Annotated in this window: 10 protein-coding genes and 1 pseudogene; 10 read left to right on the forward strand and 1 reads right to left on the reverse strand. The window is 72.3% G+C overall.

Translation table 11 applies throughout. The features are described 5' to 3' along the window. Nucleotides 1–101 precede the first annotated feature (101 nt). From ACFVT5_RS41535 to ACFVT5_RS41550, 4 genes and pseudogenes are all read left to right on the forward strand, one after another. Nucleotides 102–860, forward strand: a pseudogene (locus ACFVT5_RS41535) (substrate-binding domain-containing protein); the annotation flags it as partial. A gap of 114 nt (nucleotides 861–974) precedes the next feature. Continuing rightward, nucleotides 975–2,276 carry an alpha/beta fold hydrolase gene (locus ACFVT5_RS41540; protein ID WP_389899327.1) on the forward strand — a complete coding sequence of 434 codons (1,302 nt, stop codon included), beginning with the start codon at nucleotides 975–977 and terminating at the stop codon, nucleotides 2,274–2,276. 97 nt (nucleotides 2,277–2,373) lie between these two features. Next, nucleotides 2,374–2,820 (forward strand): hypothetical protein, encoded by a 447-nt coding sequence (locus ACFVT5_RS41545; RefSeq protein ID WP_389899328.1) that lies wholly within the window; start codon nucleotides 2,374–2,376, stop codon nucleotides 2,818–2,820. A 65-nt stretch (nucleotides 2,821–2,885) separates the two neighbouring features. Continuing rightward, a complete protein-coding gene (locus ACFVT5_RS41550; protein WP_389899329.1) occupies nucleotides 2,886–3,722 on the forward strand; it encodes an enoyl-CoA hydratase/isomerase family protein in 837 nt (278 codons plus the stop codon). A gap of 40 nt (nucleotides 3,723–3,762) precedes the next feature. Here the strand turns inward: ACFVT5_RS41550 and ACFVT5_RS41555 are convergent, their stop codons facing one another. Continuing rightward, nucleotides 3,763–4,668 (reverse strand): SDR family oxidoreductase, encoded by a 906-nt coding sequence (locus tag ACFVT5_RS41555; RefSeq protein WP_389899330.1) that lies wholly within the window; start codon nucleotides 4,666–4,668, stop codon nucleotides 3,763–3,765. A 168-nt stretch (nucleotides 4,669–4,836) separates the two neighbouring features. Here ACFVT5_RS41555 and ACFVT5_RS41560 point away from each other — a divergent pair, with 168 nt between their 5' ends. The 6 genes from ACFVT5_RS41560 to ACFVT5_RS41585 all read left to right on the forward strand — a co-directional run bounded on the left by ACFVT5_RS41560 (nucleotide 4,837) and on the right by ACFVT5_RS41585 (nucleotide 11,749). Continuing rightward, complete coding sequence (locus tag ACFVT5_RS41560; protein ID WP_389899331.1) at nucleotides 4,837–5,841, forward strand: NADPH:quinone oxidoreductase family protein; 1,005 nt, start codon at nucleotides 4,837–4,839, stop codon at nucleotides 5,839–5,841. Then, nucleotides 5,838–7,022 (forward strand): acyl-CoA dehydrogenase family protein, encoded by a 1,185-nt coding sequence (locus ACFVT5_RS41565; protein WP_389899332.1) that lies wholly within the window; start codon nucleotides 5,838–5,840, stop codon nucleotides 7,020–7,022. The genes ACFVT5_RS41560 and ACFVT5_RS41565 overlap by 4 nt, the downstream gene beginning before the upstream one ends. Then, entirely contained in the window at nucleotides 7,019–8,158 is a 1,140-nt protein-coding gene (locus tag ACFVT5_RS41570; RefSeq protein ID WP_389899333.1) for an acyl-CoA dehydrogenase family protein, read from the forward strand. Before ACFVT5_RS41565 ends, ACFVT5_RS41570 begins: the two co-directional genes overlap by 4 nt. A gap of 132 nt (nucleotides 8,159–8,290) precedes the next feature. Continuing rightward, nucleotides 8,291–9,886 (forward strand): ABC transporter substrate-binding protein, encoded by a 1,596-nt coding sequence (locus ACFVT5_RS41575; protein ID WP_389899335.1) that lies wholly within the window; start codon nucleotides 8,291–8,293, stop codon nucleotides 9,884–9,886. Nucleotides 9,887–9,918: 32 nt separating this feature from the next. Beyond that, a complete protein-coding gene (locus tag ACFVT5_RS41580; protein WP_389899337.1) occupies nucleotides 9,919–10,884 on the forward strand; it encodes an ABC transporter permease in 966 nt (321 codons plus the stop codon). Next, nucleotides 10,877–11,749 carry an ABC transporter permease gene (locus tag ACFVT5_RS41585; RefSeq protein WP_389899338.1) on the forward strand — a complete coding sequence of 291 codons (873 nt, stop codon included), beginning with the start codon at nucleotides 10,877–10,879 and terminating at the stop codon, nucleotides 11,747–11,749. The genes ACFVT5_RS41580 and ACFVT5_RS41585 overlap by 8 nt, the downstream gene beginning before the upstream one ends. Nucleotides 11,750–11,818: the final 69 nt, after the last annotated feature.

The following is an 11,818-nucleotide window of genomic DNA, read 5'->3' on the forward strand; positions in this document are numbered from 1 at the left end:
CCGGCTGTCCCACCCGCCTGCGTTGCGGTCCGTGTGTGGCCTGCGGCCCGGCTTTTCCCCCCCCCCCCCCCCGCCGCCGGCGCGCCCCCCCCCCCCCCCCCCGCGACGCGGGACTTGGCGTGATGGTCTGCAACAGCGACCAGAACCCCGCAGAGGAGGCCGAGTATCTGGCCCTCTTCGCCGAACAGCGGGTCCGTGGCGTGCTGCTCACGCCCGCCGACGCGACCGGCCAGAACATCGCGGCCTTCCGCCGCCACGACATCCCCTTCGTCCTCGTCGACCGCGTCGCCGAGGGCACCACCGAGTGCTCCGTCTCTGTGGACGACGTCAACGGCGGCGCGCTCGCCGTACGCCATCTCGTGGACGCCGGGCACCGCACCATCGCGTACGTCAGCGGACCGGCCGGTCTGCACCAGGTGCGGGACCGCAGGGTCGGCGCGCTGCGGGCACTCGCCGAGGCGGGACTGCCCGCGAGCGCGCTGCGTGAACTGCCCACCGAACGGCTCGACGTCGCGGCGGGCCGGGACGCGGGCGCCCGGCTCCTTGGCCTCGCCGACCGGCCGACCGCCGTGTTCTGCGCCAACGACCTGCTCGCCCTCGGTGTCCTCCAGGCCGTGTTCGCGGCCGGCGTGAGCGTCCCCGACGAACTCGCCATCGTCGGCTACGACGACATCGAGTTCGCGTCGGCCGCCGCCGTGCCGCTCACCTCGGTACGGCAGCCCGCCGTCACCATGGGGGCCCTCGCCGCGGAACTCCTCCTGGAGGAGACCGAGGCGGCGCGGCCCGGCACCCATGAGCACCGGCGGGTGGTGCTCCAGCCGGAACTGGTGGTGCGCAACTCGACCCTGCGACCCCGGTGACCTCGCGTACGCCGCCTGTGCTGACGCGCGTACGGCCCTGTGCTGACCCGCGTACCGCCCCTGTGCTGAACTGACACCGCCAGTCCGCATTTTGAACACGGCACAGGAGCAGCCTTGACCGTCTCGTACCGCCAGCCGGGCGTCGTTCTCACCGACCACCACTTCACCGTGCCCCTCGACCACGACGACCCGTCGGGGGAGCAGATCGAGTTGTACGGGCGCGAGGCCGTCGCGGCCGGCAAGGAGCAGGCCGACCTGCCGTGGCTCGTCTATCTCCAGGGCGGCCCCGGCTTCGGCGCCAACCGGTTCGCCGGCAAGGCCGCCTGGCTCGGCCGCGCCGTCCAGGAGTTCCGGGTCCTCCTCATCGACCAGCGCGGCACCGGGCGCTCGTCCCCGGCGAACCGGCAGACGCTCCCGCTGCGTGGCGGCGCCCGTGAGCAGGCCGACTATCTGGCCCGGTTCCGCGCCGACTCGATCGTCCGCGACTGCGAGTGGATCAGACCCGCCCTCACCGGTGGCGCGCCCTGGACCGTGCTCGGCCAGAGCTTCGGCGGCTTCTGCACGACGCACTATCTGTCGACCGCGCCCGAGGGCCTGCGCGCCGCCGTGATCACCGGCGGTCTGCCGACCCTCGACGGTCACGCGGACGACGTCTACCGGGCCGCGTACCCGCGGATCGAACGCAAGGTCGCCGCGCACTACGCCCGCTACCCGATGGACGTCGAGCGCGCCTGGCGCATCGCCACGCACCTCGCCGAGAACGACGTCGTGCTGCCCGGCGGCTACCGGCTCACCGTCGAGGCGTTCCAGTCCCTCGGCATCATGCTCGGCGGCGGCGACGGCAGCCACCGGCTGCACTACCTCCTGGAGAACGCGTTCGTCCGCACCCCGGCCGGTGCCGCCCTGTCGGACGCCTTCCAGCAGGACGTCGAAGCCGCGCTCTCCTACGCCGGACACCCCCTCTACGCCCTGGTCCACGAGGCGTGCTACGCCCAGGACGCCCGGCCCACGGCCTGGTCGGCACAGCGGGTGCGGGCCGAGTTCCCGCAGTTCGACGCGGTACGGACCCTGGAGGGCGACGGACCGCTGCTGTTCACCGGCGAGTCCGTGCACCCCTGGACCTTCGACTGCGACCCCGCGCTGCGCCCGCTCCGCGAGGCCGCGGACCTGCTCGCCGAGCGCACCGACTGGACCCCGCTGTACGACGCGACGCGCCTCGCACACAACGAGGTCCCGGTCGCCGCCGCCGTCTACCACGACGACATGTACGTGGACACCGCGCACGCCCTGGAGACCGCCCGCACGATCCGGGGGCTGCGCACCTGGGTCACGGACGAGTACGAGCACGACGGAGTGCGCGCGAGCGGGCCCCGCGTCCTGGACCGACTGCTGGCCCTCACCCGCGACGAGGCGTGATCCGTTACGGGTCGGACACGAAGCGTTCGGGCATGATGACCGTGCCTTCACCGCCCCTCCACAATGACGGATCACAGCACCGTCCTTGGGGGGCGTCATGCGCATCAGTCCCGCTCTGCTAACCGTCACGGCACTCGCCGGCACGCTCATCGCGTGCGCCGGCGAGGTTTCCGGAACCGGCTCCGGAACCGTCCGGTCCGACGCCACCGCACAGGCGTCGAGCACGAGTCCGACCCGTACCGAACCGCCCGAGCCGGAGCCGGGGAGCAGTGCGGGCACCTATGAACAGACCTGGAAGTCCGCGTACGACGCCACGCCCTGCGCGGACTTCCTGAGGAAGATGAGTGACCATCAGCGGTGGGTGATGGCCTCCGACCTGCTGACCGAGGCGCGGCGCAAGGACGGTGCGCAGGCGCGCGCGTCGCAGTCCGAGAGCACCCGGTTCGAGGCGGGTCTCGCCGTCGCCTGCGAGGGCTCCTCCGACACCACGGTGACCGATGTGGGCATCACGCTCTACCGGCTGGATCCCAGCTACCACCCCTGACTATTCTGACGGTACGTCAGATGGCTGGCGGAGGCACGGGGGCCGAAAGAGCTGAGGGGGTCCGGGTGATCGACACCACGAGCACGGACATCGCGGAGGGCGAGGAGCGGCTGCGGCTCGATGTCGGGGACGACGGGCTCGCCGTCCTCACCCTCTGCCGCCCGGACAAGCTCAACGCGTGGAGCTGGGAGTCCACGCGGCAACTCGGCCTGCTCGCCGACCGGATCCGCTTCGACGACCGGGTGCGGGCCGTGCTGCTGCGCGCCGAGGGGCGGTCGTTCTGCGCGGGCATCGACGTCACCGCGCCCGGCGGCGCCATCACGGGCCGCTCCGGCGCGCAGCGCGTCCGCAACTACTACGAGGGCATCCGCTGGGTCCATGAACGCTTCCGTGTCGTCGCTGGTCTGCCGCAGCCCGTCGTCGCCGCCGTCCAGGGACACTGCCTCGGGTTCGGCTTCGAACTCGCCCTCATGGCCGACATCAGGGTCGCCGCGGACGACGCCGTCTTCGCCCTGCCGGAGACCGGTATCGGGGTCGCCGTGGACGCGGGCGGCGATCTGCGGATCGCCCGGGACGCCGGAGCGGGCTGGGCGAAGCTGCTCGCGCTCACCGGCCGCCGGATCGACGCCGCCACCGCTGAACGCCTCCGACTGGTCCAACTCGTCACGCCCGTGGCGAAGTTGGAGGAGACTGCCTGCGTGATCGCCGCCGAGATCGCGGCCAACGCGCCCCTCGCCGTCCAGGGCGTCAAGCGTGACATCGACTCCTACGCGGACCGGGGCATGCCCGAGACCCTGGACCGCGCCGCGCTCGCCACCGCGATCACCCTCACCTCCGACGACTCCCGCGAGGGGTACGCGGCGCGGGCCGCGCGCAGGGCGCCGCGCTTCGAGGGCCGCTGACACCGCTGCGCGGCGGCATGGGTGCGAGGGGGCGGCGGCTTCAGCCAGTGAACGGTCCCCGGCCCAACTGCTCCCGCACGGTCTCCACCGGCGCGCTCACGACAGCCCTGCGCTGCCAGTTCGCACCGTCCACGACCAGCGTGTGACCGCTGATGAAACGGGCGTACGGCGAGGCCAGGAAGGTGGCCGCCCAGCCCAGTTCGCGTGGCGCCCCGACCCGGAGCGCGGGCTGCCGCGCGTCCCGGTCGTCCGCGCGGTCGAGGGTGCCCCGGATATCGGCGGTCATGTCGTCGTGCGGCATCAGACCGGGCACCAGGCCGTTGACCCGGATCCCGTACGGGCCCCACTCCACGGCAAGGGTCCGCACCAGGCTCTCCACACCGGCCTTGGCCGCCGCACTGTGGGCGAAGCCGGGACCGCCCGTCCAGGCGTACGAGGCGCCGACATCGATGACGGAGCCCGGGGTGGCGGCGGCGAGATGGCGGCGACCGAACTCACGCGTCATGAAGAACGTGCCCGTCAGCGTGATGTCGACCACCGCGCGCCAGGCGTTCGGGGACATGTCCTCGGCGGGCACCGGGAAGTTCGCCGCCGCGTTGTTCACCAGGACCTCGGGCAGACCGACCGTACGCTCGGCCATGTCGAAGACCTCGGCGACCCGCGCCGGATCGCGGATGTCGCACGGCGCGCAGACCACCCGGCCGCCGCCCACCTCCGCCAGGTCGCGCCGCGCCGCCGCCAGATGCTCCGGCGAGCGGCTGGCGATCACCAAGTCGGCGCCCAGACGGGCGAATTCGGCGGCGACGGCCTTGCCAAGTCCGGTACCTCCGCCCGTCACCAGGACCACGGCGGAGTCGAAGGTGCCGGGCGGCAGCGCGCTCGCGCCCGGCGGGGGAGGAGCGGGCAGTCCGGGGCAGTCCGTCGTGGTGTACTCGTCGTCCGTCATGCCGAAGTCGATACCGTCCAGGGCCGCAAACCTCCAGAGATACAGGCCCCTTTCCCCGCCGTGAACTCCGAAGCCGCGCGTCAACGGAAACAGCCTGTTCCCTCCAATCAAAGCAACCGCTTAGTATGCGAGGAGACCCGCACCGATCCCCGGTCCCCTGGAGGGCCCATGCAGGCATGGCAAGTGCGCGACACCGGCGAACCGGGCACGGTGATGCGCCTGGCGGAGATCGAGCCTCCGGAACCCACCGGAGGGCAGTCGCTCCTGCGGGTGCGGGCCGCCAGTGTGAACTTCCCTGACGCGCTGCTGTGCCGGGGCCAGTACCAGATCAGGCCCCCGCTGCCGTTCACCCCGGGCGTGGAGATCTGCGGCGAGACCGAGGACGGGCGCCGGGTCATCGCCAACCCGGCACTCCCGCACGGTGGCTTCGCCGAGTACGCGCTCGCCGGCACGGCGTCCCTGCTGCCCGCGCCCGACAGCCTGGACGACGCCGAGGCGGCGGCCCTGCACATCGGCTACCAGACCGGCTGGTTCGGTCTGCACCGCAGGGCCCGTATCCAGCCGGGCGAGACGCTGCTCGTGCACGCGGCGGCCGGCGGTGTCGGCAGCGCGGCCGTCCAGTTGGGCAAGGCCGCCGGCGCCCGGGTCATCGGAGTCGTCGGCGGCCCCGAGAAGGCCCGGGTCGCCCATGACCTCGGCTGTGACGTGGTCGTGGACCGGCGCACGGAGGACATTGTCGCCGTGGTGAAGGAGGCGACGGGCGGCCGGGGCGCCGACGTCGTCTACGACCCGGTCGGCGGGGACGCGTACGCCAAGTCCACGAAGTGCGTCGCCTTCGAGGGCCGGATCGTCGTCGTCGGTTTCGCCGGCGGGACCGTACCGGCGCCGGCCCTCAACCACGCGTTGCTGAAGAACTATGCGATCCTCGGCCTGCACTGGGGCCTGTACGCCACCAAGGACCCCGGATCGATCGCGCGCTGTCACGCGCAGTTGACCGAACTCGCCGCGCGGGGCGCGATCAAGCCGCTCGTCAGTGAGCGCGTTCCGCTGACGGGGGCGGCCGACGCCGTCCAGCGGGTCGCCGACGGTGTCACCACCGGCCGAGTCGTCGTGGTCCCGGAAGCCGTCGACTCCGGCGAAACGGCCTTCGCACAGGAAGGAACAGCCGTATGACGACGGACGCTGCCGAACTGCGCCGCCGCACCCGCGAGTTGCTCGCCGCGCACCCGCCCGCGAACACCGGTCGCACCGACTTCCTCCAGGCCAGATTCGACGCGGGCCTCGCCTGGGTCCACTATCCGGAGGGGCTCGGCGGCCTCGGCGCCCCCCGTTCCCTCCAGGCCGTCGTGGACGCCGAACTCGCGGCGGCGGACGCACCCGACAACGACCCGCGCCGGATCGGCATCGGCCTCGGCATGGCCGCACCGACCCTCCTCGGCTTCGGCACCGACGAGCAGAAGGAGCGGTTCCTGCGCCCGCTCTGGGTCGGCGAAGAGGTGTGGTGCCAGCTCTTCAGTGAACCGGGCGCCGGCTCCGACCTGGCCGCCCTCGGCACCCGCGCCGTGCGCGACGGCGACGACTGGGTGGTGAACGGACAGAAGGTGTGGACGTCGAGCGCGCACCTGGCCCGCTGGGCGATCCTCATCGCCCGCACCGACCCGGACCTCCCCAAGCACCGGGGCATCACCTACTTCGTCTGCGACATGACCGACCCCGGTGTCGAGGTCAGGCCGCTGCGTCAGATCACCGGCGAGGCCGAGTTCAACGAGGTGTTCCTCACCGACGTCCGCATCCCCGACAGCCACCGGCTCGGCGAGGTCGGCGACGGCTGGCGCGTCGCGCAGACGACCCTCATGAACGAGCGGGTCTCCATCGGCGGCGCCCGCATCCCCCGCGAGGGCGGCATGATCGGTCCCGTCTCACGGGTCTGGCGCGAACGTCCCGAACTGCGCACCCACGATCTGCGGCAGCGGCTGCTGACGCTGTGGGTGGAGGCCGAGGTGGCCCGGCTCACCGGCGAGCGGCTGCGCCAGCAACTCGTCGCGGGACAGCCCGGACCCGAGGGCTCCGGAATGAAACTCGCCTTCGCCCGCCTCAACCAGGAGATCAGCGGCCTGGAGGTCGAACTCCTCGGCGAGGAAGGGCTGTTGTACGACGACTGGACGATGCGCCGCCCGGAACTCGTCGACTTCACCGGCCGCGAGGCGGGCTATCGCTATCTGCGCTCCAAGGGCAACAGCATCGAGGGCGGGACCAGCGAGGTCCTGCTGAACATCGTCGCCGAACGCGTCCTCGGCCTGCCGTCCGAGCCACGCACCGACAAGGACGTCGCCTGGAAGGACCTGGCCCGATGAGCACCACCCCCGCCACCGTCTCCGGCCCCGTCGAGACGTCGCCCGACCTGCTGTACACGGAAGAGGAGGAGGCGCTGCGTTCGGCGGTCCGCGATCTCCTCACCGACCACTGCGACGCGGCCTCCGTACTCGCCCGTACCGAGTCCGACACACCGCACGACCCCGACCTGTGGAAGGCGCTCACGGAGGGCATGGGGCTCGCCGGGCTCCTGGTGCCCGAACCGTTCGGCGGCCAGGGCGCCACGCACCGCGAAGTCGCCGTGGTCCTGGAGGAGTTGGGCCGCGCGGTGGCGCCGGTCCCGTATCTCACGAGCGCGGTGATCGCCACCGAGGCACTGCTGTCCTGCGGCGGCGACACGGCGGGTGAACTGCTGGGCGCGCTCGCGTCGGGACGTACCGTCGCGGCCCTCGCCGTGCCCCTGTCCACCGCACCGGGACCCGTGACCGCCACCGTCCGGTACGAGGGCGGCGCCCTGCACGGCCGGGTCACCGGTGTCGCCGACGCGGGCGCCGCCGATCTGCTGCTCGTCCCGGCGGCGGACGGCGGCCTGTACGCGGTCGACACGAGCCACGCCGAAGGAGTCACCGTCACACCCCGGACGTCGCTGGACCGCACCCGGCCGCTCGCCGATGTCGGGTTCGACGCGGTGCCGGCGCGGCTGCTGACCGACGCCGCCGACCGGGCCGTGCGGCGGGCGCTGTCCTCCGGTGCCGGACTGCTCGCCTCCGAACAGCTCGGTGTCGCCGAATGGTGCCTGACCGAGACGGTCCAACACACCCGCGAACGCCACCAGTTCAACCGTCCGGTCGGCTCCTTCCAGGCACTCAAGCACCGGATGGCCCAGGTGTGGCTGGACACGGTCGGCACCCGGGCCGCCGCCCGCGCCGCCGCCGACGCCCTCGCCACGGACCGCGCCGACGCTCCGCTCGCCGTGGCCGTCGCCCAGGCGTACGCGTCGCCGGTCGCCGTCCACGCCGCCGAGGAGGCGCTCCAACTGCACGGCGGCATCGGGATGACGTGGGAACACCCGGTGCATCTGTATCTGAAGCGAGCGAAGGCCGACTCGATCGCCCTCGGCACGGCGGGGCGGCACCGGGAGGCGGTGGGTGACCTGGTCGACCTCGGAACACCCTGACCGCCCGCCCGCCGAACGCCCTCTCACACCTCGCGCATCTCGTACGGACCCAAGGCTTTACTCGCCCATTACGTGAGGCATAATTGCGATCCATTCGCAATAACGTGTGATCTTCATTAGGGGTGGAGTGGCATGAAGGCCCGAGCGATACGGGGAACGGGCACCGTGGCGGCGGCCGTCGCACTGGCGGTCGCCGCCACGGCGTGTTCCGCGCCCGGCGACGGCACGGGGGACGAGGGGGCGAAGGACTCGGCGGTCGTCGGCATCGCGTACGAGCCGGACAGTCTGAGCCCGCTGCTCGGCTACGGCAAGGACGGCAACTCGAAGCTCTTCGACGGACTGCTCACCCGTGACGCCGACATGAACCTGCGCCCCGCGCTCGCCGCCGAACTGCCCGAAGTGAGCAAGGACGGCCGCACCTACACCTACCGGCTGCGCGAGGGCGTCGAGTTCAGCGACGGCAAGCCGTTCACCGCCAAAGACGTCGTCTTCACCTACGAGACCATCCTCGACAAGAAGACCAACAACGCCTCGCGCACCGAACTCGACGCCGTGAAAAGCGTCGAGGCAGACGGCGACCACACCGTCGTCTTCCGGCTCGCCCACCCCTACGCGCCGTTCGCCGAGCGCACCGTCCTGCCCATCGCGCCCGAGCACATAGCGGGCCGGCAGGACGTCAACACCGGGCCGTTCACCACCAAGCCCGTCGGCACCGGACCGTACCGGCTGGTCAACTGGTCCAAGGGCGAGAAGCTGGTCTTCAAGGCCAACCCCGGCTACTGGGGCGGCGCGCCGCAGATCAAGAACTTCACCATGGCGATCATCAAGGACGACGACGTCCGCGCCACGCGGCTGCGCTCCGGCGACCTCGACGCCGCGATCCTCCCGCCCGCGCTCGCCAGGACCTTCGACGCGGACAAGAACCGCAGGACCTACGCGGCCACCACCTTCGACTACCGCGTCGTCACCCTCCCCACCGGCAACAAGACCACCGGGGACACCGCCGTGCGGCGCGCACTCGACCTCGCCGTGGACCGGAAGGCCATGGTCGACTCGATCCTCGACGGCGCGGGCAAGGCGGCCTATGGCCCGGTCCCCACCGACAGCGAGTGGTTCACCAGCGGCACCGAACGCCCCCACGACCCGGCGCGGGCCAAGAAGATCCTCGACGGCGCGGGCTGGCGGCCCGGCGAGGACGGCATCCGCGAGAAGGACGGCGTACGCGCCGCCTTCCCCCTCTGGTACGTCTCCGGCGACAAGCTCCGCCAGGACCACGCCCTCGCCTACGCCTCCGACGCCAAGAAGCTCGGCATCGAGATCAAGGTGCAGGCGGGCACGTGGGAGGTCATCGAGCCGCGCATGCCGAAGGACGCGGTCCTCGCGGGCGGCGGCTCACCCGCCGACCCCGACTTCGACCAGTACACACTCCTCAATTCCGACCTCGCGGGCGACGGCTTCAACAACATGGCCTGGTACGACAACCCGGTGGTCGACCGCGCGCTCGACGCAGCCCGCCGCACCGCCGACAAGGCCGCGCGCAAGGCCGCGTACGACACCGTCCAGCGCGAGTTGGTGAAGAACCCCGGCTACACCTTCCTCACCCACATCGACCACCTGTATGTGACCGACAAGCGGTTCGGCTCCCTCACCACCCAGGTCGAGCCGCACGACCACGGGCTCGCGTCGGGTCCCTGGTGGGACGTCGAGCACTGGCGGCCGACATCGTGAAGTCCCGTTCCCGGCGGCTCCCCTGGGGGCCCATGAGCCGCCTCGTGGGACGGCGGGCCCTGTTCGCCGTGCCCGTCCTGGCGGCCGTGACCTTCGGCGTGTTCGCCATCGCCGCCGCCTCGCCCTTCGACCCGGTGAAGGCGTACGCCGGGACCGCCGGGCTCACCGCCTCGCAGGAGAACCTGGACGAACTGCGCGCCAACCTCGGTGTCGACCAGCCGCTCGTCGCCCGCTGGTGGGACTGGCTGACCTCGGCGGTGCGCGGCGACTTCGGGGACTCCAGCACCCTGCGGCAGCCCGTCGCCGAGGCCATCGGGGAACGCGCCGGCTGGTCCGTGCTCCTGGCCGCCACCGCGTTCGCCGTCGCGATCCTGCTCGGCACCGCACTCGGCGTGCTCGCCGCCCGGCGCCGGGGCGGGCCCGTCGACCGCGCCGTCAGCTCCCTCGCGTACACCCTGGAGGCGGCGCCCCCGTTCTGGCTGGGGCTCCTCGCCGTCTGGCTGTTCGCGCTGAAGCTCGGTGTCCTGCCCGCAGGCGGCCTCACCGACACCGGCAGCGACACCGTCACGGCCGGACAGGTCGCCCGCCATCTGATCCTGCCCGCCGCCGTGCTCGCCATCTCCCAACTGCCCTGGTTCGCCCTGTACGTTCGCCAAGGCGTCGGTGACGCGCTGGACGAGGACCCGGTGCGCGGCGCCCGTGCGCGGGGCCTCGCCGAACGCACCGTCCTCGTCGGACACGCCCTGCGCTCCGGGATGCTGCCCGTGCTCACCCTCATCGGCTCCCGGGTGCCCGAACTCATCACCGGCGCCCTCCTGGTGGAGACCGTCTTCAGCTGGCCCGGCATCGCCGCCGCGACCGTCGAGGCCGCCACCGCCGTCGACTTCCCGCTGCTCGCCGCGCTCACCGTCCTCGCCACGGCCGCCGTCCTCGCCGGCAGTCTGCTCGCCGACCTGCTGTACGGGCTCGCCGACCCGAGGGTGGGATTCGATGGCTGACACACTTCGCCGCACCGCCGGGCCGCTACGGATCCCACGCACCCCGCGCGTCTGGCGGGTCGGCTCATCGGCCGTGATCGTGGCCGCCGTACTCCTCGCCGTACTGCTCGTACCGCCGCTCGCCGACCTCGACGAACAGGCCGTACACCTCGCCGACAAGCTTCAACCTCCGTCCTGGGCACACCCGTTCGGCACCGACGACGTGGGCCGTGATCTGCTCCTTCGCTGTGTGTACGGGCTGCGCGTGTCCCTCCTCGTCGGGGTGGTGGCCGCCGTCGTCGCCACCGTCATCGGCACCGCGGTCGGCGCGACGGCCGCGGCCTGCGGGGGCTGGGTGGACCGGCTCGTGATGCGTCTGGTCGACGCGTTCGCGTCGGTGCCGCATCTGCTGCTCGGCATCTTCATCGTCGCGATGTTCCGGCCGGGCGTCTGGCCCGTGGTCGTCTCCGTCGCGCTCACCCACTGGCTGTCGACGGCCCGGATCGTCCGCGCCGAAGTCCTCTCGCTGCGCGCCAGGCCCTACGTCGACGCGGCGATCTCCGGCGGCGCCTCACGGTGGCGCGTCACCGTACGCCATCTGCTGCCCGGCGTCCTGCCGCAGGCCGGACTCGCCGCCGTCCTGATGGTCCCGCACGCCATCTGGCACGAGTCCGCGCTGTCCTTCCTCGGCCTCGGTCTGCCCACCCACCAGGCCAGCCTCGGCGGACTCGTCCAGTCCGCGCGCGGCTCCCTGCTCGCCGGGGACTGGTGGCCGACGCTCTTCCCCGGCCTCTTCATCATCGTCCCGACCATCGCCGTCGCGGGCCTCGCGGGCGCCTGGCGGGAACGCCTCAACCCACGGCGCCGATCGGAGCTGATGCTGTGAGAAGGGACGGCCATCCCCTGAGCACCGCCCCCGCCCCGCCAGTACTGTCGGTACGGGATCTCTCCGTAC

Origin of the sequence: Streptomyces sp. NPDC058001 (assembly GCF_042886315.1) — a bacterium.
In the GTDB taxonomy this organism is placed as follows: Bacteria; Actinomycetota; Actinomycetes; order Streptomycetales; family Streptomycetaceae; genus Streptomyces.

Coding starts and splice junctions, on each gene's coding strand:
- ACFVT5_RS41545 (WP_389899328.1), top strand. CDS start 2,374: ATGCGCATCAGTCCCGCTCTGCTAACCGTCACGGCACTCGCCGGCACG.
- ACFVT5_RS41555 (WP_389899330.1), bottom strand. CDS start 4,668: ATGACGGACGACGAGTACACCACGACGGACTGCCCCGGACTGCCCGCT.
- ACFVT5_RS41560 (WP_389899331.1), top strand. CDS start 4,837: ATGCAGGCATGGCAAGTGCGCGACACCGGCGAACCGGGCACGGTGATG.
- ACFVT5_RS41565 (WP_389899332.1), top strand. CDS start 5,838: ATGACGACGGACGCTGCCGAACTGCGCCGCCGCACCCGCGAGTTGCTC.
- ACFVT5_RS41570 (WP_389899333.1), top strand. CDS start 7,019: ATGAGCACCACCCCCGCCACCGTCTCCGGCCCCGTCGAGACGTCGCCC.
- ACFVT5_RS41575 (WP_389899335.1), top strand. CDS start 8,291: ATGAAGGCCCGAGCGATACGGGGAACGGGCACCGTGGCGGCGGCCGTC.
- ACFVT5_RS41580 (WP_389899337.1), top strand. CDS start 9,919: ATGAGCCGCCTCGTGGGACGGCGGGCCCTGTTCGCCGTGCCCGTCCTG.
- ACFVT5_RS41585 (WP_389899338.1), top strand. CDS start 10,877: ATGGCTGACACACTTCGCCGCACCGCCGGGCCGCTACGGATCCCACGC.